Source organism: Modestobacter italicus (genome assembly GCF_000306785.1).
Classification (GTDB): domain Bacteria; phylum Actinomycetota; class Actinomycetes; order Mycobacteriales; family Geodermatophilaceae; genus Modestobacter; species Modestobacter italicus.
The window spans coordinates 3,929,841-3,949,569 of record NC_017955.1 but is presented as its reverse complement, the minus strand read 5'-3'; the positions used below and the strand labels follow the sequence as shown (position 1 = coordinate 3,949,569).

Annotated in this window: 17 protein-coding genes; 9 read left to right on the top strand and 8 right to left on the bottom strand. The window is 76.3% G+C overall.

From position 1 onward, the window contains the following. Nucleotides 1-109: 109 nt before the first annotated feature. Nucleotides 110-1,504, bottom strand: coding sequence for a glutamine synthetase family protein (locus tag MODMU_RS18820; protein WP_014741958.1), 1,395 nt, complete (start codon nt 1,502-1,504; stop codon nt 110-112). A 204-nt stretch (nt 1,505-1,708) separates the two neighbouring features. Between MODMU_RS18820 and MODMU_RS18815 the strand changes: the two genes are divergently transcribed. Then, the gene (locus MODMU_RS18815; RefSeq protein WP_014741957.1) at nt 1,709-3,256 is read left to right on the top strand and encodes an APC family permease; all 1,548 of its coding nucleotides are present in this window, start codon (nt 1,709-1,711) and stop codon (nt 3,254-3,256) included. On the opposite strand, the gene MODMU_RS18810 is transcribed toward MODMU_RS18815, so the two are convergent. Together MODMU_RS18810 and MODMU_RS18805 are read right to left on the bottom strand one after the other, a co-directional pair. Then, complete coding sequence (locus MODMU_RS18810) at nt 3,201-4,241, bottom strand: YihY/virulence factor BrkB family protein (RefSeq protein ID WP_083869866.1); 1,041 nt, start codon at nt 4,239-4,241, stop codon at nt 3,201-3,203. The two genes, MODMU_RS18815 and MODMU_RS18810, sit on opposite strands and share 56 nt — an antisense overlap. Before the next feature lie 60 nt (nt 4,242-4,301). Further along, complete coding sequence (locus MODMU_RS18805; RefSeq protein ID WP_014741955.1) at nt 4,302-4,895, bottom strand: TetR/AcrR family transcriptional regulator; 594 nt, start codon at nt 4,893-4,895, stop codon at nt 4,302-4,304. 57 nt (nt 4,896-4,952) lie between these two features. Here MODMU_RS18805 and MODMU_RS18800 point away from each other — a divergent pair, with 57 nt between their 5' ends. Beyond that, nucleotides 4,953-6,098, top strand: a complete 1,146-nt coding sequence (locus MODMU_RS18800) for an MFS transporter (protein WP_041795444.1) — start codon at nt 4,953-4,955, stop codon at nt 6,096-6,098. Here the strand turns inward: MODMU_RS18800 and MODMU_RS18795 are convergent. Then, nucleotides 6,061-6,948, bottom strand: a complete 888-nt coding sequence (locus tag MODMU_RS18795; RefSeq protein WP_014741953.1) for an oxidoreductase — start codon at nt 6,946-6,948, stop codon at nt 6,061-6,063. The two genes, MODMU_RS18800 and MODMU_RS18795, sit on opposite strands and share 38 nt — an antisense overlap. Before the next feature lie 62 nt (nt 6,949-7,010). On the opposite strand from MODMU_RS18795, the gene MODMU_RS18790 reads away from it, so the two are divergent. The 5 genes from MODMU_RS18790 to MODMU_RS30115 are packed head-to-tail and all read left to right on the top strand — an operon-like array spanning nt 7,011 to nt 14,772. Next, nucleotides 7,011-8,138, top strand: coding sequence for an amidohydrolase (locus MODMU_RS18790; RefSeq protein ID WP_014741952.1), 1,128 nt, complete (start codon nt 7,011-7,013; stop codon nt 8,136-8,138). 36 nt (nt 8,139-8,174) lie between these two features. Then, nucleotides 8,175-9,431, top strand: a complete 1,257-nt coding sequence (locus MODMU_RS18785; RefSeq protein WP_014741951.1) for a M20 metallopeptidase family protein — start codon at nt 8,175-8,177, stop codon at nt 9,429-9,431. 60 nt (nt 9,432-9,491) lie between these two features. Continuing rightward, nucleotides 9,492-10,850: a YibE/F family protein gene (locus MODMU_RS18780; RefSeq protein WP_014741950.1), complete on the top strand. Its 1,359-nt coding sequence runs from the start codon at nt 9,492-9,494 to the stop codon at nt 10,848-10,850. A gap of 32 nt (nt 10,851-10,882) precedes the next feature. Further along, a complete protein-coding gene (locus MODMU_RS18775; protein WP_014741949.1) occupies nt 10,883-11,503 on the top strand; it encodes a class I SAM-dependent methyltransferase in 621 nt (206 codons plus the stop codon). A gap of 23 nt (nt 11,504-11,526) precedes the next feature. Beyond that, the gene (locus MODMU_RS30115; protein ID WP_014741948.1) at nt 11,527-14,772 is read left to right on the top strand and encodes an AfsR/SARP family transcriptional regulator; all 3,246 of its coding nucleotides are present in this window, start codon (nt 11,527-11,529) and stop codon (nt 14,770-14,772) included. Here the strand turns inward: MODMU_RS30115 and MODMU_RS18765 are convergent. Next, nucleotides 14,754-15,572 (bottom strand): ABC transporter permease, encoded by an 819-nt coding sequence (locus MODMU_RS18765; protein ID WP_014741947.1) that lies wholly within the window; start codon nt 15,570-15,572, stop codon nt 14,754-14,756. The two genes, MODMU_RS30115 and MODMU_RS18765, sit on opposite strands and share 19 nt — an antisense overlap. Next, nucleotides 15,569-16,543, bottom strand: coding sequence for a daunorubicin resistance protein DrrA family ABC transporter ATP-binding protein (locus MODMU_RS18760; protein ID WP_014741946.1), 975 nt, complete (start codon nt 16,541-16,543; stop codon nt 15,569-15,571). Before MODMU_RS18760 ends, MODMU_RS18765 begins: the two co-directional genes overlap by 4 nt. Nucleotides 16,544-16,656: 113 nt before the next feature. Here MODMU_RS18760 and MODMU_RS18755 point away from each other — a divergent pair, with 113 nt between their 5' ends. Then, a complete protein-coding gene (locus MODMU_RS18755) occupies nt 16,657-16,989 on the top strand; it encodes a TraR/DksA family transcriptional regulator (protein WP_014741945.1) in 333 nt (110 codons plus the stop codon). After that, nucleotides 16,989-17,939, top strand: a complete 951-nt coding sequence (gene pip / locus MODMU_RS18750) for a prolyl aminopeptidase (protein ID WP_014741944.1) — start codon at nt 16,989-16,991, stop codon at nt 17,937-17,939. The genes MODMU_RS18755 and pip overlap by 1 nt, the downstream gene beginning before the upstream one ends. On the opposite strand, the gene MODMU_RS18745 is transcribed toward pip, so the two are convergent. Continuing rightward, the gene (locus MODMU_RS18745) at nt 17,927-18,862 is read right to left on the bottom strand and encodes a glycosyltransferase family 2 protein (protein WP_014741943.1); all 936 of its coding nucleotides are present in this window, start codon (nt 18,860-18,862) and stop codon (nt 17,927-17,929) included. The two genes, pip and MODMU_RS18745, sit on opposite strands and share 13 nt — an antisense overlap. Continuing rightward, complete coding sequence (locus MODMU_RS18740) at nt 18,859-19,716, bottom strand: glycosyltransferase family 2 protein (protein WP_041795442.1); 858 nt, start codon at nt 19,714-19,716, stop codon at nt 18,859-18,861. The genes MODMU_RS18745 and MODMU_RS18740 overlap by 4 nt, the downstream gene beginning before the upstream one ends. Nucleotides 19,717-19,729: the final 13 nt, after the last annotated feature.

Sequence of the window (19,729 nt, the reverse complement as noted above, 5' to 3'; positions counted from 1 at the left end):
GAGATCTTCCGGCCGCCACTGCAGATGTCTCCCGGTCGATCATCGGCGAGTGGCTGCCCGACCTGCCGGGCCGGGCAGCCACCTGCCGATGATCACGGGCCGGGCGCCGTCAGTGCCGCCAGCGGACCGCTGTCGCGACGTCCTCGGCGGAGACGCCGTCGAACAGGGCGATCTCGCCGCGGCGGACCTCGGCGATCGTCGTCGCCAGCTCGACGCCGAAGGCGCTGGTCAGCACCTCGTCGGTCTCGAACGCCCGCACCGCCTCCGCCAGGGACGCGGGCAGCGGGGTGATGCCGGCCTCCCGCTGCTCGTCCTCGCTGAGCGTGCCGGGGTCGATCCCGACCGGGTCGGGCAGCGTCGCGCCGGCCCGCAGCCCGGCCTGCCCGGCGGCCAGCAACCCGGCCATCAGCAGGTAGGGGTTGGCCGCGGCGTCGAAGCTCTTGACCTCGACGTTGGCCGCGGACGCCCGCGCGCCGCTGGGGCCGGTGACGAACCGGACGGCGGCCTCGCGGTTCTCCAGGCCCCAGGCGGCGAACGCCCCGGCCCAGTGCGAGGGGACCAGCCTCAGGTAGGAGGCGACGCTGGGCGCCCCGACGGCGAGCAGCCCGGGCAGGTGCTCGAGCAGCCCGGCGGTGAACGCCTCGCCGTCCCGGGTCAGGCCGAAGGTGCCCGGGCCGCCGCTCATCAGGTTCTCGTCGCCGCGCCACAGCGACAGGTGCACGTGCCCGCCGTTGCCCACGCCGTCTGCCGTGACCTTCGGCGAGAAGGAGACCCGCAGGCCGTGCTCCAGGCTCACCGCGCGGATGGTGCTGCGCACCAGCAGGGCGGTGTCGGCCGCGGCGACCGGGTCCTCGGCGCCGACCGAGACCTCCAGCTGCCCGGCGGCGTACTCGGGGTGGAACTGGTCGACGGCCACGCCCTCGTCGGCCAGCGCCTGCAGCAGGTCGCGCGCGTAGTCGGACACCTCGATGTGCCGGGTCATGCCGTACGCCGGGCCGGACAGCGCCGGCACGAAGGCGTCCGGGTCGGCGTCCCCGGGCAGCACCGCCTCGCCGACCACCCACTCGATCTCGTAGGCGGCCTTGAGGGTGAGCCCCTCGGCGGCGTAGCCGTCGACCAGCCGGCGCAGCAGCGACCGGGAGCACTGCACGTGCGGCACGCCGTCCTGGGTGTAGCGGTCCACCGGCGCCCACGCCCAGCCGGGCTGACCGGCGAGCACGGTGAGCCGGTCGAGGTCCGGGTGCAGCCGCAGGTCGCCGATCGCGCTGCCGGCGTAGCTGCCGGCGACGATGGAGTCGTCGACCAGGAAGCCGTCGAAGACCGGACTCATCCCGACGCCCCACTGCGCGGCGGCGGGCAGCCGGGCCAGCGGCACCGACTTCACCCGGGTGATGCCGCTGGTGTCGACCCAGGGCAGGACGACGCCGACCACCCCGGCCTCGGCGAGGTCACCGAGGCGGGCCTCCGCCGCAGCCCGTCGCTCGTCCCGCTCGTGCAGCTCCATGCGTGCCTCCGGATCCGTCGCCCCCGCTGACCTGCCGCATGCTGCACCACGGGGATGACGCGCAGGTCACGCGGGTGGTCGGTCGCGCAGGTAACGGTCTCGTCGATTCCGTGTGACGCCATTCCCAACGGCGCACCCCGTCGCGCACACTCTCGCCAGCACACCCGTTGCCGGGTGCAACTGCGATCCCGAGGAGTGCGCCCGATGGCTGTCTCGACCCCTCGTCCCGACGGGGCCACCACGCCCGACCGGCCCGGGACCGGCGGTCTCACCCGGTCGCTGTCGGTCTGGCAGGCCGTCGGGTTGTCGGTCGCGCTGATGGCGCCGTCGATGGCGGCGAACATCAACCCGCAGGGGACCGCCGGCACCGTCGGCCGGGCGGTGCCGCTGGCGTTCCTGCTGGCCGCCGTCGGCGTGCTGCTGGTCGCCTACGGCTTCGTCCGGCTCTGCCAGTACTTCCACCACGCCGGCTCCGTCTACGCCTTCGTCGGCGCCACGCTCGGCCCGCGCGCCGGGCTCGTCTCCGGCTTCGGCCTGCTGGGCACCTACTGCTTCTACGGCGTGGTCACCTCCAGCGCGACCGGGATCTTCGGCACCGCGTTCCTGGAGGCCGTCGGGATCTGGCCGAACCCGCCGTCCTGGGCGCCGTTCCTGCTGGTCGCGGTCGCCCTGCTGGGGGCGCTGGTGCTCACGATCGTGCCGGCCAGGCGCGGGACGTCGGTGCTGCTGACCGTCGAGGGCGTCACGGTGGCGCTGATCCTGGTGATCAGCGCGATCGTGCTGGTCCGGCTGGTGTCCGGGAACGTGCCGGCCGACGCACCCTCACCGGACGCCGGGTTCACCCTCGACGTGTTCACCGTCGCGCCCGGCACCGACCTGTCCGCGGTCTTCCTCGGGGTGGTGTTCGGCTTCCTGTCCTTCGCCGGGTTCGAGGCCGCGGCGACCCTGGGGGAGGAGGCGCGGAATCCGCGCAAGGACATCCCCCGGGCGATCCTGGGGACGGCCGTGTTCGGCGGCGTCTACTTCGTCGTGGTCACCGCGATCGAGATGATGGCCTTCGGCACCGACGAGGCGGGGGTGGCCGCCTTCGCCTCCTCGCCGTCGCTGCTCGGCGACCTGGGCAGCAGCTACATCGCCGGCTGGGTCGGTGACCTGATCACGCTGGGCGCGGCGATCAGCGCGTTCGGTTGCTGCCTGGCGTGCGTGGTCGGCGCCTCACGGCTCACCTACGCGTTCGCCCGCGACACCCGGCGCGACACCACCCGGGCCGGCGGGCTGGCCTCGACCACCGCGGCCGGCACCCCGGCGGTCGCGGCGATCGTCGTCACCGCCGTCATGGCCCTGGTGCAGCTGGTCTGCGCGGTGTTCTTCGACGCCGAGGCCTTCGACACCTTCCTGTGGTCGGGCACGATCGGCACGCTGATCCTGCTGGTCGCCTACCTGCTGACCACGGTCGGCGCGATCCGGCTGGTGTTCGTCCAGCGCCGGATGCCGGCGGTGCCGATGTGGCAGGTCGTCGTCCCGCTGGCGGCCCTGGTCGTGCTGGGCTACACCGTCTACCGCAACGTCGCCCCGTACCCGGCCTACGCCGACGGTCCGGCGTTCTGGTTCCCGATCGTGGCCGGGGCCTGGCTGCTGGTCGGGCTGGTGGCGGTGGTCGTCGCCCCGGCGATGGCGCAGCGGGCCGGCGCCGCCCTCACCGCGGCGGAGCTGGGTGCACGTCAGGAGGAGCAGGTGGCGGAGGGGCGCTGACGGCGTCCGGCGGCCCGTCGCCGGCCGGCGGGTCGAAGGTGACGTGCACCGTCTCGAACCCCTTCTGGCGCTGGGCCTTGGCCAGCCCGGTGTAGCTGCGCCGGTCGCCGGCGGTGAGGTCGACGTCGTCGGTGAACGGCGTGAGCAGCGCGCGGGGGTGCAGCTTGTCCACCCGCACGACGTTGATCTCCACGCACAGGACGCCCACCACGGAGGCCAGGTAGAGGAAGGCGAGCAGGCCCAGGACGAGGGCGAAGACGCCGTTGACGGCGCTCGCCCTGCTGACGACGTGGCTGACGTAGGTGACGCCGAAGGTCTGCAGCAGCTGCCACAGCACGGCGGCGATCACGGCGCCGGGCGCGACCTGGCGGATGGTCAGGTGCCGGGCGGTGGCCAGCCGGAAGGCGAAGACGAACACGATGCCGTTGACCGCGATCGAGGCGAGCATCGCGAGGAGCTGCCGGGCCGTGCCGAACGACCCGGCGTTGCCCGAGCCGAGGGTCGACAGCGCCGTCGTCCCGATGACCGCCAGGCCGGCGGTGCCCAGCAGGAGCAGGCTGCGGCCGCGGGCCAGGAAGGGGTTGGGCCGGCTGTTGCGCGGCACCGACCAGGCGGTGTTCATCATGTACTGCACGGCCTGGGCCACGCCGAGCCCGCCGTACAGCGAGCCGAGCACGCCGACCACGACGCCGACGACGCCGCCGCTGAGCTCCTGCGGGGTGCCGAGCTGCTCGCCCACGACAGGGAACTGGCTGAGCGCGGAGTCGATCAGCCGCTGCTGCAGCTCGGGGTCCCCCGCCAGCACGTGCGCCAGGATCGTGGAGAACAGCAGCAGCAGCGGGAAGAGCGAGACGAAGGCGTAGTAGGTGATCAGCGCGGCGAGGTACGGGCCGAGGTCGTCGACGTACTTGTAGATGACGGCGATCGGGAAACCGGCTGCCTTGTGCCGGCGCTGGAGGCGGTCGAGACGGTCGGCGACGGACACGGGACCCACTGCACCACGCTGATCGGTCGCGCACCACGGGAACGTGTCCCGGCCGTGATCTCAGCCGGTGCGGGTGGCGAGCCAGTCCGCGGCCAGCCGCCGGGCCCGGCCGATCGGGTCGTCGACGGGCAGGCCGGGTGTGGTCGCGGCCCGGGCGTACCCGCTCAGCGCGCCGTCGTAGCAGAGCAGCAGCGTGCTGGCGACGGCCTCGGGATCCGGCAGTCCGGCGGCGACCGCCAGGTCGTGCAGCCGCCCGGTGAGCAACCGGGAGTCGGCCGCCAGCCAGCGCTGGCCCGGGTGCCCCGACGGCAGCTCGGTCGCCGCGGCCAGGAAGGCGCAGCCGCGCCGGGTGCCCTGCTGCTGCCGGAAGCGGGCGACCGCGTCGAACACCGACAGCAGCCGGTCGACCGGGTCGCGGTGCTCGGCCAGCACGGCGTCCCACGTCTGCCGCCAGGTGGTGTGCCGCTCCTCCAGGTAGGCGGCGACCAGCCCGTCCTTCCCGGCGAAGTGGGCGTACATCGTGGCGGGGGAGACGCCGGCCCGGGCGAGGACCGCGTCGACCCCCGTCGCCGCGATGCCGGACTCGTAGAACAGCTCACCGGCAGCGGTGAGGAGCCGCTCGCGCGCCGGTCGGGTCGCGGAGGAGGCGGTCATGCCCCTATCGTAACGGTCGTTATGCTGAAACGATCGTTACGCACGCCGACCGGGATCGTGCCCGCAGGTCTGGCGGTCGTCGCCGTCACCTACGGACTGGCCCGCTATGGCTTCGGCCTCTACCTCCCGCAGCTGCGGGAGGAGTTCGGCATCACCTCCGGTACCGCCGGGAGCATCGCCGCCGGCAGCTACCTCGCGTACTGCCTGACCGCGCTGCTGGCCCGGCGCTGGGTCGGCCGGGACCGGGCCCGCGCGGCGCTGTGGCTGGCCGGGGGCACCGCCGCTGCCGGCTCCGCGGTGGTCGCGACCGCCTCCTCGGCCGCCGTCCTCGCGGCCGGGGTGCTCGTCGCCGGCAGCGGCGCGGGGGCCGCGACGCCGGCGCTGGTCACCGCGGTGACCGCGACCGTGCGACCCGCCGCCGAGTCCCGCGCCCAGGCGGTCGTCAACAGCGGCACCGGTGCCGGGGTGGTCGCCGGCGGCCTGCTGATGCTGTCGGTGCCCGGGCACTGGCGCTGGGCCTGGGCCGGGTTCGCCGTGCTGGCGCTGGCCGCGACCCGGGCGGCCGACCGCCGCAGCACCTGGCCGTCCGCCGTCCGGAGGGGGGACGCCGCCCGGGCCCCGCTGCGCAGCCTGACCCGGCCGCTGGTCGCCGCGGTCCTGGGCGGGGCGGGCTGCGCCGGTGTGTGGACGTTCGGCCGGGAGCTGCTCACCGGCGACGGCGGGCTGTCCGACGTCGTCACCGGCGTGCTGTGGTGCGTGCTCGGAGCGGCCGGGCTCGCCGGCGGGCTCAGCGGTGACCTCGTCGCGCGGGCCGGGCTGCGCCGGGCATGGGCCGGCGCCGCCACCGTCGCGGCCGCCGCCGTGCTGCTGCTGGCCGTCGCCCCCGGCAGCCCGGTTGGGGCGGGCCTCGCGCTGGCCGGCTTCGGCGGCGCCTTCGTGGTGCTCAGCGGGGTGCTGCTCGCCTGGGGAGCGCAGCGGGTCCCGGCGGCGGCACCGCAGGCCGCCGCCGTCCTCTTCGTCGGGCTCACCGTCGGTCAGGCGGCCGGCGCCCTCGTGCTGGGCGCGGTCGCCGACGCGGCCGGCACGCCCGCCTCGTTCTTCGGTTCGGCCGCGCTGCTCGTCGCCGCCGCCACGGCGGCCGAACCCCGTCGAGCGGTGCGGCCGGCTACCCCCGCAGCGACGCCGGGAGGTCGACGCCGGTGAGCGCGGCCGACGCCGTCCACAGCTGCCGGGCCAGCGCCGGGTCGGAGGCCGCCGGGCTGCGGCCGGCCAGCGTGGGCGTGCCGCGCATCAGCGGCCCGGAGGGTCCGGCGTAGCTGCCGCCGGGGACGTCGGCGACCGCGGCGAAGAGGGTCGGCAGCGCGCCCTGCTCGCTGCTGACCGCGGCCACCCGGTTGCCCAGCGCCATCGCGGCGTCCTTCAGCCGGCTGCCCGACCCGCTCTGCAGGTTCGTCGCCGCCCAGCCCGGGTGGGCCGCCATGGCCCGCACCGGCGAGCCGGCCGCGGTCAGCCGCCGCTGCAGTTCGAGGGTGGAGAGCAGGTTGGCCAGCTTGGACTGGGCGTAGGCGCCGGTCGCCGAGTACGTCCGGCGCTCCCAGTTCAGGTCGTCCAGCACGATCCGCCCCGACGCGTGCAACCCGGAGGAGACGGTGACCACCCGGTCGGTGACGTGCGGCAGCAGCAGGTTGGTCAGCGCGAAGTGGCCCAGGTGGTTGGTGCCGAACTGCAGCTCGAAGCCGTCGGCGGTGCGGGCCTCCGGGACGGCCATGATCCCGGCGTTGGCCACCAGCACGTCGAGGTCGCCGGTCCAGGCCTGGGCGAAGGCGCGCACCGAGGCGAGGTCGGCCAGGTCCAGCCGGCGCACCTCCACCTGCCCCGGCAGCCCGGCCGCCGCCTGCTCGCCGCGGGTGGGATCCCGCACCGCCAGGACGACGCGCGCCCCGGCCGCGGCCAGGGCGCGGGCCGTGGCCAGCCCCAGCCCGCTGTTGCCCCCGGTCACCACGACGGTGCGCCCGGTCTGCGGGGGGATGTCGGCCGTCGTCCACGAGGTCATGCGCCGAACGTACGTCCGCCGCCGCCGGGACGCCGCCGGTCGCGCCGGGGCAGGATGACCCGGTGAGCGAACTGGACCCCACCCTCGCCGACCTCCCGCTGGTCGACCACCACTGCCACGGCCTGGTGCGCCGCGACCTCGACCGCGCCGAGTTCGAGGCGATGCTGACCGAGGCGGAGGGGCCCGGCCCGCTGGGCGGCTCGCTGCTGGACTCCCAGATCGGCTTCGCCGTCCGGCGCTGGTGCGCGCCCGTCCTGGACCTCCCGGCGCACGCCCCGGCCGAGGAGTACCTCGCCCGCCGCGCCGAGCTCGGCGCGGACGAGGTCAACCGCCGGCTGCTGGCCGCGACCGGCACGCAGACGTTCCTGGTCGACACCGGCTACCTGCCCGAGCCGATCACCAGCCCCGCCGAGCTCGCCGCGCTCACCGGCGGCCGGGCCCGCGAGGTGGTCCGGCTCGAGGCCCTCGCCGAGGAGGTGCTCGCCGGCGGCGTCGCGGCCGGGGACTTCGCCGAGGCATTCCGCAGCCGGCTGGCCGACCGCAGCGCGGACGCCGCCGGGGTGAAGTCGGTCGCCGCCTACCGGGTGGGCCTGGCCCTCGAGGGCGCCCGCCCCACCGACGCCGAGGTGACCGCGGCAGCCGACCGGTTGCTGCGCCGGGGCGGGAAGCCGCGGATCGCCGACCCGGTGCTGCACCGGTTCCTGGTCTGGAGCGGCATCGACCGGCAGCTGCCGGTGCAGTTCCACGTCGGCTACGGCGACGCCGACGTCGACCTGCACCGCTGCGACCCGCTGCTGCTCACCGACCTGCTGCGGGCCACCGAGCCGGCCGGGGTGCCGGTGATGCTGCTGCACAACTACCCGTTCCACCGCAACGCCGGCTTCCTGGCCCAGGTGTTCGGGCACGTGTTCGTCGACGTCGGCCTGGCCACCCACAACCTCGGCCACCGCTCCGACGCGCTGCTCCGCGAGCTGCTCGAGCTGGCCCCCTTCGGCAAGGTCCTGTTCTCCTCCGACGCGTTCGGCCTGGCCGAGCTCTACCTGCTCGGCACCGTGCTGTTCCGCCGCGGCCTGGGCCGCTACCTGGCCGAGGGGGTCGCCGAGGACGCCTGGACGGCGGCCGACGCGGCCCGGGTCGCCGCGCTGATCGGCGCCGGCAACGCCGAGCGGGCCTACCGGCTGGGCAGCTGACATCCGCCCGCAACGCGGGTCCGGGAGGATCGCCGGGTGAGCGCACCCGACCCGACCGTCGTCCCGCCCGTCCCGGCCGGCGAGCCCGACCCCGCCCTGGCGGCCTGGTACGAGCGGCTGCAGGCCGCGGTGGCCGAGGAGCTGCCGGCCGCGGTCGAGTTGCGCCACCAGCTGCACGCCGACCCCCGGATCTCCGGGGAGGAGCAGGACACCGCGGACGCCGTGGTGGCCGCGCTCGGCCTGGGGGAGGGCCGCCGGGTCGCCGACACCGGGCGGCTGGTCCGGGTCGTCGACGGCCCCGGCCGGGCGGTCGCGCTGCGCGCCGAGCTCGACGGGCTCGGCGTCGAGGAGCGGACCGGCGTGCCGTGGACCTCCACCGCCGGGGTCATGCACGCCTGCGGCCACGACGCCCACCTCGCCGGGCTGGTAGCGCTCGGCCGCGCCGTCGCCCGGGTCGGCGGCCCGGCGCCGCTGGTCCTGCTGCTGCAGCCGCGCGAGGAGCGGGCACCCTCCGGCGCCGCCGACGTGGTGGCCGCCGGCGTCCTGGTCGAGGAGCGGGTCGACTCGGTCGTCGCCGCCCACGTGCAGCCGCAGCTGGCCGCCGGCGTCGTCAACGCCACCCCCGGGCCGGTCAACGCCGCCACCGACGAGTTCACCATCACCGTCACCGGGCACGGCGGCCACGGCGGGTACCCGCACACCACACTGGACCCGGTGCTCGCGCTCAGCGCCGTCGTGGTCAACCTGCAGCAGCTGGTCAGCCGCCGGGTCGACCCCACCGTCGGCGCCGTGCTGGCCGTCACCCAGCTCGACGCCGGGTCGTCGTTCAACGTCGTCCCGGACACCGCCCGCGCCCGGGGCGGGCTGCGGGTCATGCGCGAGGAGGACCGCGCGCTGCTGCGGCAGGCGCTCACCGACGTCGCCGAGCACACCGCCACCGCCTACGGCTGCACCGCCACGGTGGAGATCGAGGACAACGAGCCGGTGCTGGCCAACGACCCCGAGCTGGCCCGCGCGACCGTGCCGTGGCTGACCCGCAGCGGGGTCCCGGTCGACGACGCCTGGCGGTCCTTCGGCGCCGACGACTTCTCGCACTTCTGCGCCGGCCACCGCGGGCTGATGCTCTTCCTCGGCGTCGACGGCGGCCCGCCGTCCGACGACGGGCGGCGCCCCGGCCTGCACTCGCCGCGCTTCCTGCCCGGCGACGACGTGGTCGGCCAGGTCGCCGCCGCCCTGCTCGCCGGCTACCTGGCCGGCGCCGAGCTGCTCGGACCGGTGGCGCCGCCGGACTGAGGTGGGCGACACCACGCCCGGCGCTCCGGGGCCGGCCGGCCCGCCACCTAGCCTGACCGGGTGCCGGCCCACTCCCACACCTCCGCACCCGAGGGCGAGGCCCCGCCGCCGGACCCGGCGGTCGTCGCCGGGCGCCGCCGCGCCGTCCGGCTGATGCTCTACGTGCTGGTGCCCATCGGCCTGGCCACCCTGGCCGGGCTGGTGCTGCTCTGGCCCGACGGGGAGCAGACGGCCGCGCAGCAGGCGGCGGAGTCCTTCCTGCCGCCGGGCACCACCTACCCGGAGGCGACCATCGCCTCGCTGGAGCCCTACCAGTGCGCCGAGGCCACCGGCAGCGCGCCGGCGCAGACCTGCGCCACCGCGGTGATGGTCATCGGCGAGGGGGTCGGCGCCGGGGACTACGTGCAGGTCGACCTGCCCGCCGAGGTCGTCGCCGAGGGCGTGGAGGTCGGTGACGAGCTGGTGCTCAACCGCGACCCGGGCACCGACGGCGGGGACGCCGCCTACGGGTTCTACGACTTCCCGCGGGGCACGCCGATCGTCGTCCTGGCGCTGTTCTTCACCCTGGTCGTCGGCGCGGTGGCCCGGCTGCGCGGCCTGCTGGCGCTGGTGGGCCTCGGGTTCGCCTTCGTCGTGCTGCTGCAGTTCATGCTGCCGGCGCTGCTGGACGGGGGGTCGCCGATCTGGGTCAGCCTGGTCGGCTCCTCGGCGATCATGTTCGTCGTCCTGTACCTCGCGCACGGCTTCTCCGCCCGGACGACGACCGCGCTGCTGGGCACGCTGTTCGGCCTGGGGCTGAGCGCGGTGCTGGGCGCGGTGGCGGTCGCCGCGGCGCACCTCACCGGGTCCAACGACGAGAACACCATCCAGCTGCTGCAGTTCGACCCGACGCTCGACTTCTCCGGCCTGGTGCTGGCCGCCACCGTCGTCGCCGGGCTCGGCATCCTCAACGACGTCACCATCACCCAGGCCTCGGCGGTCTGGCAGCTGCACGAGGCCGCACCCACGGCCGGCTGGCGCGAGCTGTTCCGCCGCGGGATGTCGATCGGCCGGGACCACATCGCCTCGACGATCTACACCATCGTGTTCGCCTACGCCGGGGCGGCGCTGCCGCTGCTGCTGATCTTCGAGCTCTACCAGCGGCCGTTCTGGATCGTGCTCACCGGGACCGAGGTGGGCGAGCAGGTCGTCCGCACGCTGGTCGGCGGGATCGCGCTGGTGCTGGCCGTCCCGGTGACCACGCTCATCGGCGCCCTGGTCGCCACCGCCGCCACGATGCGCACCCAGCCCCCGGCGCCCGAGCCCACCGAGGAGGAGCGCGAGGCGCAGCGGCGCCGGGAGCGGCTGCGCGCGCTGCGCGAGCAGGCGGCCGCGGCCGGTCCGGGCGGCGAGCCGCCGCAGCGGCGGGACCCGCGGTGACCGCGCCGGGAGCCGACCGGGATGCTGCCCGGGTGACCGCCGACCTGCTCGCCGCCGCGGCTGCCGCGCCGGGCTTCATGCCACCGGACGAGGGCCGCGCGCTGTACGAGGCGGCGCGCGCGGTCGCCGTCCCCGGGCCGTTGCTGGAGATCGGCAGCTGGATGGGCAAGTCGGCGCTCTACCTGGCCGCCGCCGCCCGGGAGACCGGCCGGCAGGTGGTGACCGTCGACCACCACCGCGGTTCCGAGGAGCACCAGCCCGGCTGGGAGTACCACGACCCGGCGCTGGTCGACCCGCTCGTCGGCCGGGTCGACACCCTGCCGGCGTTCCGCCGGACCATCGCCGCGGCCGGCGCCGAGGACGTGGTCGTCGCCGTGGTCACCCGGTCGGAGCTGCTTGCGCCGCTGTGGTCGACGCCGCTGGCGCTGCTGTTCCTCGACGGCAGCCACACCGAGGAGTCCGCCCGCCGGGACCAGGACGCCTGGGTCGGCAAGCTCGCCGTCGGCGGCACCCTGGCCGTCCACGACGTGTTCCCCGACCCGGCCGACGGCGGCCAGGCGCCCTTCGGCGTCTACTCGCGGGTGCTGGCATCGGGGGAGTTCACCGAGCTGCCGGGCACCGGCTCGCTCCGGCTGCTGCGCCGCACCGGCTGACCGGCGTGGGGGACGATGGCGCCGTGCCCGTCCGCATCTGCCTGCTCGGCCCGGTCGCCGTGGTCGACGGCGACGGGCGGCCGGTCGACGTCGGCGGCCCGCGGGCCCGGGCGCTGCTGGCCCGGCTGGCCGTCGCGCCCGGCCGGGTCGTCGGCCTGGACACGCTGATCGAGGCGGTCTGGGACGCCGACCCGCCCGCCGCACCCGGCAACGCCGTGCAGGCGCTGGTCTCCCGGCTCCGGCGGACGCTGCCGGGAGCGCCGCTGCGGGCGCAGGCGCACGGCTACCTGCTGGACGTGCCGGCCGACGCCGTCGACGTGCACCGGTTCGAGGCGCTGGTCGCCCGGGCCCGCGGCGAGCGCGCCCCCGAGCGGGTGGGAGCGCTGCTCGGCGAGGCCGAGGCGCTCTGGCGCGGTCCGGCGCTGGCCGACCTGCGCACGCTGGCGTTCGGCGCGCCGCTGGCCACCCGCTGGGACGACCTGCGGCTCACCGCCGCCGAGCTCCGGCTGGCCGCCGGGCTCGAGCTAGGCCAGGCGGGGGCGGTGCTGGCCGAGCTCGAGGAGCTGGTCGCCGCGCACCCGCTGCGCGAGCCGTTCTGCCTGCTGCTGGTGCGGGCGCTGGCCCGGCTGGGCCGCACCGCGGAGGCGCTGGCCGCCTACGAGCGCTGCCGGGCCGAGCTGGCCGACTCCCTCGGCCTGGACCCGTCCCCGGCGCTGCAGGCCGAGCACCTCGCGGTGCTGCGCGGCGAGGGCGCCGCCCCGGCCGCGTCCCGCGACGGCAGCCCGCTGCGCACGCCGCTGACCAGCTTCCGCGGCCGGGAGGACGAGCTGACCGCGGTGGCCGCGCTGCTCGACGGCGGCCGGCTGGTCACCCTGCTCGGTCCGGGCGGGGCCGGGAAGACCCGGCTGGCCCTGGAGGCGGCGCACCGCCGGCGGGACGCGGTCGCCGACCACGTCTGGTGGGTCGAGCTGGCGCCGGTCGCCGACGCCGGGCTGCTGCCGGCGGCCGTGCTCGCCGCGGTCGGCCAGCGCGAGGGCACCTCGCTGGAGCGGGTCCCCACGCTGGTCGAGGCGAGCGCCCGGCTGCAGGAGACCTTCACCGGGCGGCGCGCGCTGCTCGTGCTGGACAACTGCGAGCACCTGGTCGGGGCGGTCGCCCAGCTCGCCGACGACCTGCTCGCGCACTGCCCCGGCCTCCAGGTGCTCGCCACCAGCCGGGAGCCGCTGGGTGTGCCGGGGGAGGCGGTGGTCCTGGTCGGGCCGCTGGCGGTGCCCGCGGACGACGACGAGGCGGCCGCCACGGCCCCGGTGGTCCGGCTGTTCGCCGACCGGGCCGCCGCGGTGCGGCCGGACTTCGCGGTCACCGCCGCCACGCTCCCCGCCGTCCTGGAGGTGTGCCGCCGGCTGGACGGCATGCCGCTGGCGCTGGAGCTGGCCGCGGCCCGGCTGCGCTCGCTGGGCATCGCCCAGATCGCCGCCCGGCTCGACGACCGGTTCTCGCTGCTCACCGGCGGCAGCCGGGTGGCCCTGCCCCGGCACCAGACGCTGCGCGCCGTCGTGGAGTGGAGCTGGGAGGCCCTCGACGACCGCGAGCAGGCCGTCGCCCGGCGGCTGTCGGTGTTCGCCGGCGGCGCCACCCTGGACGCGGTCGAGCAGGTCTGCGCCGACCGCGGCTGGGGCCCCGGCGAGGTGCTGGACGCGGTGACCGGGCTGGTCGAGAAGTCGATGCTGCTGGCGGTGGAGGACGCCGACGGCGTGCGGTACCGGATGCTGGAGACGATCCGGGCGTACGGCGCCGAGCAGCTCACCGCCGCGGGGGAGCGGGCCGAGGTCGAGGCCGCGCAGGCCGCCTGGTGCCTCGCCCTGGTCGACGAGCTGGACCCCCAGCTGCGCGGCGCGGGCCAGCTGGTCGCGCTGCGGCGCATGCACGCCGAGCACGACGGCCTGCTCGCCGTCCTGCAGCGGGCGATCGCGGCGGAGGACGGCGAGGTGGCCGTGCACCTCGGCGCCCGGCTGGCCTGGTACTGGCTGCTCACCGGCCGCCAGCTGGCCGCCGGGCGCTGGCTGCGGGAGGCGGTCGCCGTGCCCGGCGGCGCACCGGCGATGCGGGCGATGTGCTCGGCCTTCAGCGCCATGGGCCGGGCCGAGGGCGAGGACTGGCAGGCCACGCTGCCGGCGCTGCGGCGGGTCGGCGACCTCCCGCCCGAGGACACCTACCTCTCCGACGAGCCGCTCGGGGCGCTGGCCTGGGCGATCGCCATGGTCTTCGTGGGCGGCTTCCGCTCGGTGGCGGGGCTGGCGCTGCTGGAGGACCACCCGGACCCCTGGGTGGTGGCCGCCGCGCACGGCATCCGCGCGCAGGTGGCGGAGAACATCGGCGAGCTCGACGGGCTGGAGGTGGACCTGCGGCAGGCGCACGCCGAGTTCGAGCAGCTCGGCGACCGGTGGGGCCGGTCCTTCACCGCGGCCGCGCTGAGCCAGCTGAGCTCCGCCGACGGCGACGGCGAGGCCGCGATCGCCTGGCTGACCGAGGCGATCGAGCTCTCCGAGCAGCTGGGCACCACCGACGACACCCCGATGCTGCGGATCCGGCTGGCGCTGGCGCACGCGCTGGCCGGGGACCTCCCGCGCGCGGAGGCGGAGGCGTCCGCGGTGCTCGCCGAGCTGGGCCCCGAGGGCGGCGGCCTGCACGTGGCGATGGCCGAGGCCGCGGCCGGCGGTTTCGCCCTGCTCGCCGGCCGGCTGGACGACGCCGAGCGGTGGCACCGCCAGGCGCTGGACCACGTCCGGGCCGCCAGCGGTGGCCCGCCGCAGATCGCCGCGGTGGTCCGGGCCGGGGCCGCGGCGGTGCTGGCCGCCCGGGCCGAGGCCGAGCCGGACGCCGCGCCGGAGCTGCTCGACCGGGCCCGCCGGTGGCTGGACACGGCGCTGCAGCAGGCCGCGGAGGACGCCGGCGACATGCCGGTCACGGCCACCGTCGTCCAGGCGATGGCCGCGGTCGCCCTCGTGGAGGGCGACCCGCAGCGGGCCGCCGACCTGCTGGGCAGGTCGGCGGCGGTCCGCGGCCGGCGTGACCGGGGTGACCTGGGTGCCGCGGCCACCGAGTGGCGGCTGCGGGTCGAGCTGGGCGAGGCGGAGTACGAGCGGCTGCGGGCCGCCGGCGAGGCCGTCCCGCGCGCGGAGGTGCTCGGCCGGCTGGGGGTCGACGCCAGCCGGGGCTGGGCGGCGACCCCGATGCCGGCCGGCGGGGGTCAGACCCGGCGGCGGTAGGCCCGCATCGCCAGCGGCACGAAGACCACCAGCAGCAGCGCCGCCCAGCCCGCCGTCCAGGCCAGCGGCTCGGCCACCGGACCGCCGAGCAGCAGCCCGCGGACGGTGTCGATCAGGTGGGTGACCGGGTTGTTCCGGGTGAAGGCCTGCAGCCAGCCGGGCAGCGTGTCGGCCTGCACCAGGGCCGTGCTGCCGAAGGTCAGCGGGAAGGTCGCCAGGAACCCGACGCCCTGCACGGCCCCGGCCGAGCGGACCGTGAGCCCGATCCAGACGAACACCCAGGACAGGCACATGGCGAAGCCGATGCCCACGAGCACGGCCAGGGCGGCCTTCGGCAGCCCCTGCGTGGTCCGGAAGCCCAGCGCCGAGGCGAAGGCCAGCAGCACCACGATCGAGGTGAGGTACCGGACGACGTCGGCGAACACCGCGCCGACGAGCGGCGCGGACCGGGCGATCGGCAGGCTGCGGAACCGGTCGAAGACGCCCTTGGTGATGTCGTTGTTCAGCGCCACGCCGATGCCGCCGGTGGCGAACATCAGCGTCTGCACCAGGATGCCGGGCACCAGGTAGGTGAGGTAGTCGTGCCAGTCGCCGGCGATCGCGCCGCCGAAGACGAACACGAACAGCACCGTGAAGATGATCGGCTGCAGGCTGACGTCCATCAGCGCCTCGGGCTGGTGGCGGATCTTCACCACGTTGCGCCAGGCCAGCGTGAGCGACTGCTGCAGCGCCGAGGACCGGGCAGCCCGGTCGGCCGGGTGGGGGGCGGTGCTGGGGGGTGCGGCGGTGGCGGTGGTCATGCCAGGGCCTCCTGTCGGGTGTCGGTGGGGGTGGGGTCCTCGGTGCCGTGGCCGGTGAGGGCGAAGAAGACGTCGTCCAGGCTGGGCAGCCGGACGGCGAGCTCGGAGACGCCGATGCCCTGGCCGGTGAGCCGGTCGAGGACCGCGCTGAGCAGCGCCTCGCTGGGCACCGGCACCGAGGAGGTGCCGCGGGCGTCGGTGCTCGGGACCGCGCCGGTGACCTGCTCCAGCACGGCGAGGACGCGGGGCAGGTCGGCCCGGTCGCGGGGGCGGACGGTCAGCGTCTGCGCGCCGGTGCGCTGCTTGAGCTCGTCGCTGGTGCCGCGGGCGACGACGGTGCCCTCGTCGAAGACCACGATGTCGTCGGCCAGCTCGTCGGCCTCCTCCAGGTACTGGGTGGTCAGCAGCACGGTGGTGCCGTCGTCGACCAGGCCGCGGACGGTGTCCCAGACCTCGTTGCGGCTGCGCGGGTCCAGCCCGGTGGTCGGCTCGTCGAGGAAGAGCACCCGCGGCCGGTTGACCAGGCTCGCGGCCAGGTCCAGCCGGCGGCGCATGCCGCCGGAGTAGGTCTTCGCCGACCGGCCGCCGGCGTCGGTGAGGCTGAACCGGGCCAGCAGCTCGGTGGCCCGGGCGTGCGCCTCGGGGCGGGAGAGCCCCAGCAGCCGGCCGATCATGACCAGGTTCTGCCGGCCGGTGAGGTCCTCGTCGACCGAGGCGTACTGACCGGTCAGGCCGATCAGCTCGCGCACCCGGTCCGGTTCGGTGGCGACGTCGTGGCCGCAGATCCGGGCCGTGCCCGAGTCGGCGCGCAGCAGGGTGGCCAGCACCCGCACCGCGGTGGTCTTGCCGGCGCCGTTCGGGCCGAGGACGCCGAGCACCGTGCCGGCCGACGCGGACAGGTCGACCCCGGCCAGCGCCCGGGTCGCGCCGTAGCTGAGCTCGAGGCCGGTGGCCTCGATCGTGTTCTCCATCGGTCCTCCTGGACGTGGGGTGGTTGCCAGGAGAGAGGTTCGGCGGTCGCGCTGACATCGCGGCGACGGACGGCTGACACCGGCTGACGGCCGCTGACGGGCACGATGGGGGCGTGACCGCAGTCGACGACCTGGCCCGCACCCGGGCGGGCACCCTCGCCCAGATCGCGGCGCTCACCGCGGAGTTCGACGAGGTGGTGGCGGCGTCGGCGTCCTCCAACGCCGACGACGAGCACGACCCCGAGGGCGCGACGATCGCCTTCGAGCGGCAGCAGCTGGCCGCCCTGCTCGAGCAGGCCCGGCAGCGGCTGGCCGACGTCGACGCGGCGCTGGCCCGCGCCGCGGCCGGGGACTACGGCCGCTGCGCCGACTGCGGGCTGCCCATCGCCGCGGAGCGGCTCGCCGCCCGGCCGCACACGCGCACCTGCATCGACTGCGCCCGCTGATGTACCCGCCGATCGATCCGTACGAGACCGGTCGGCTCGACGTGGGCGACGGGCACTCCCTCTACTGGGAGGTGTGCGGCAACCCGGCGGGGAAACCCGCGGTGGTGCTGCACGGCGGCCCGGGGTCGGGCTGCACCCCGGACAGCCGTCGGTCCTTCGACCCGGCGCGCTACCGGATCGTGCTGTTCGACCAGCGGAACGCCGGCCGTAGCACGCCGTGGGCCGGGGAACCCGAGGTGGACCTGTCGGCCAACACCACGCCGCACCTGCTGCGCGACCTGGAGCGGCTGCGCGAGCACCTGGGCATCGACCGGTGGCTGGTCTCTGGCGGGTCGTGGGGGGTGACCCTCGGGCTGGCCTACGCCGAGGCGTTCCCGGCACGGGTCAGCGAACTGGTGCTGCTCGCCATCACCAGCCCTGACCGGTGGCTGCTGGACTGGATCACCCGGGACATGGGCCGGGTCTTCCCTCGGGAGTGGGACCGGTTCCGGGCCGGCGTCCCCGAGCAGGACCGGGACGGTGACCTCGCCGCGGCCTACAGCCGGCTGCTGCACGACCCCGATCCAGCGGTGCGGGCGAAGGCAGCCCAGGACTGGTGCGACTGGGAGGACACCCATGTCTCGCTGGCCCCGGGCGCCGCGCCGAGGATGTCGGTGATGCCGCCGGCCCGCCAGCTGGCGATCGCCCGGCTGGTGACGCACTACTGGGGCAACGGCTGCTTCCTCGACGACGGCCAGCTGCTCCGCGACGTCGACCGGCTGGCCGGCATCCCCGGCGTGATGGTGCACGGCCGGTACGACGTCAGCGGCCCGTTGGACGTGGCCTGGCGCCTGCACCAGGCGTGGCCGGGCAGCGAGCTGGTGGTGGTGGGCGATGCGGGGCACGGCGGCGGCAGCATGTCCGCCGCCGTGGTCGCGGCGACCGACCGGTTCGCTGATCAGCTGACGTAGCGGCGGGCGGTGGAGCTGCGCTGGGCGTGCTCGAGGGCGGCGAACCGGGCCTCGGCGTGCGGCGGGAGGACGGTGCGCTCGCGGAGGACCCAGGGCAGCCCGCCGACCGCGGCGAGCAGCCCGCGGGCGGTCACCCGGTCGCGCGGGACGGTGCGGAGCAGGTGCACGGTGCGGCGCAGGGCGGGCCGGAACGGGCGGCGCAGCCACGTCGTCCACAGCGTGTTGCGGATGCCGTCGGCCCGCCGCTTGTGCGGGTCCCGCGCGGTGCTGGCCTGGTGGTGCACGGTGAGAGCGGGCAGGTAGCACAGCTCCCAGCCGGCCGCGGCGAGGTCGCCGGCCATCAGCTCCTCCTCGCCACCCAGCCACAGCCGCTCGCTGAAGCCGCCGACCTCGTCGAAGGCCTCCCGGCGGAGCACGCTGGCGCCGGCGAGGAAGCTGCCCAGCGCCGGGCCGGGCAGCCAGTCGGCGCCGACGACGGGGGAGTCGCGCAGCTCGGCGACGATCGGGTCCTCGGTGCTCCCGGGCTCGACCAGGATCCGCGCGGTGAGCACGGCCAGCCGCGGGTGCGCGTCGAACGTGTCGGCCGCGGTGCGCAGCGACCCCGGCTCCCACCAGGTGTCGTCGTCGCAGAAGGCGACGTAGGGGGTGTCCAGCCGGGCGACGCCCAGGTTCCTGCCGACCGCGCCGAGGTTGGTGGGGCTGGCGATCAGCTCCACCCAGGGGTGCTCGGCGCGGACGGCGTCGGCGGTGCCGTCGGTGGAGCCGTTGTCCACGACGACGACGTGCGGCTGCTCGGGCAGCCCGCGCAGCCGGGTGAGGGCCAGCAGCAGCTCCTCGCGCCGCTGGTGGGTGATCACCACGACCGCGACCCGCGGGTCCACCCCTGTGCCGGTGGTGAGCGGGGCGGCGAGCTCGCTGGTCATCGGGCCAGCACCCGGACGCCGTCCATCACGTGCCGGGGCAGCACCCGGCGGCGGCGCAGCGCCGCGGGGACCCGGGGGAGCGCCCCGGCCAGCCCGCGCCAGCCGGGCACGCCGGCCCGCGCGGCCCGGACCAGCTGACCGGCCAGGTCGCGCAGCGGGTAGCGCATCAGGGCGGTGAGCACCCGGCTGCGCCAGATGCCCGCCTGCCGGGTGGTCGGTGCGTCGCGGGAGGTCGACGGGTGGTGGTGCACGGTGACCCGGTCGACGTAGGACAGCCCCCAGCCGGCCGCGGCGAGGTCCAGCGCGAGCCGCTCCTCCTCGCCGGGGAAGCGGACCACCGGGTCAAAGCCGCCGACGGCGGTGAACGCCTCGGTGCGCACCAGCGCGGCGCAGGCCACGAAGCCCAGCAGCGAGGGCCCGGGCAGGTCCGGCTCGGTGCCCAGCGGGCTGTCCGCCATCTCGGTGCAGACCGGGTCGAGCTGCTCCTCGCGGTCGACCAGGATCCGGGCCGACAGCAGGGCCAGCCGCGGGTGGGCCTCCATGATCTCCACGGCGCGGGCCAGGTCACCGGGCGCCCACCAGGAGTCGTCGTCGGTGAAGGCGACGTACGGGGTGCCGGCGCGGGCGGTGCCCAGCGTGCGGGCGACGGCACCGGCGTTGCGGTCCAGCGGGACGACCGTGACGGCGGGGTGGGCGGCGCGCACCGCCTCGACCGTGCCGTCGGTGGAGGCGTTGTCGACGAGGACCACGTGCGCCTCGTGCCGCGGGAGGCTGGCGAGCAGGTCGGCGCGGCGGTTGCGGCTGGCCACCACGCAGGTCACCGCGGACAGCGGTGGGTGGGGGCGTGTGATCACGTCAGGACCCTGC

What these genes read in the sequence shown, in the direction of transcription:
- MODMU_RS18820 (WP_014741958.1), bottom strand. Translation starts at nt 1,504, where the DNA reads ATGGAGCTGCACGAGCGGGACGAGCGACGGGCTGCGGCGGAGGCCCGC.
- MODMU_RS18815 (WP_014741957.1), top strand. Translation starts at nt 1,709, where the DNA reads ATGGCTGTCTCGACCCCTCGTCCCGACGGGGCCACCACGCCCGACCGG.
- MODMU_RS18805 (WP_014741955.1), bottom strand. Translation starts at nt 4,895, where the DNA reads ATGACCGCCTCCTCCGCGACCCGACCGGCGCGCGAGCGGCTCCTCACC.
- MODMU_RS18795 (WP_014741953.1), bottom strand. Translation starts at nt 6,948, where the DNA reads ATGACCTCGTGGACGACGGCCGACATCCCCCCGCAGACCGGGCGCACC.
- MODMU_RS18765 (WP_014741947.1), bottom strand. Translation starts at nt 15,572, where the DNA reads ATGACCACCGCCACCGCCGCACCCCCCAGCACCGCCCCCCACCCGGCC.
- MODMU_RS18760 (WP_014741946.1), bottom strand. Translation starts at nt 16,543, where the DNA reads ATGGAGAACACGATCGAGGCCACCGGCCTCGAGCTCAGCTACGGCGCG.
- pip (WP_014741944.1), top strand. Translation starts at nt 16,989, where the DNA reads ATGTACCCGCCGATCGATCCGTACGAGACCGGTCGGCTCGACGTGGGC.
- MODMU_RS18745 (WP_014741943.1), bottom strand. Translation starts at nt 18,862, where the DNA reads ATGACCAGCGAGCTCGCCGCCCCGCTCACCACCGGCACAGGGGTGGAC.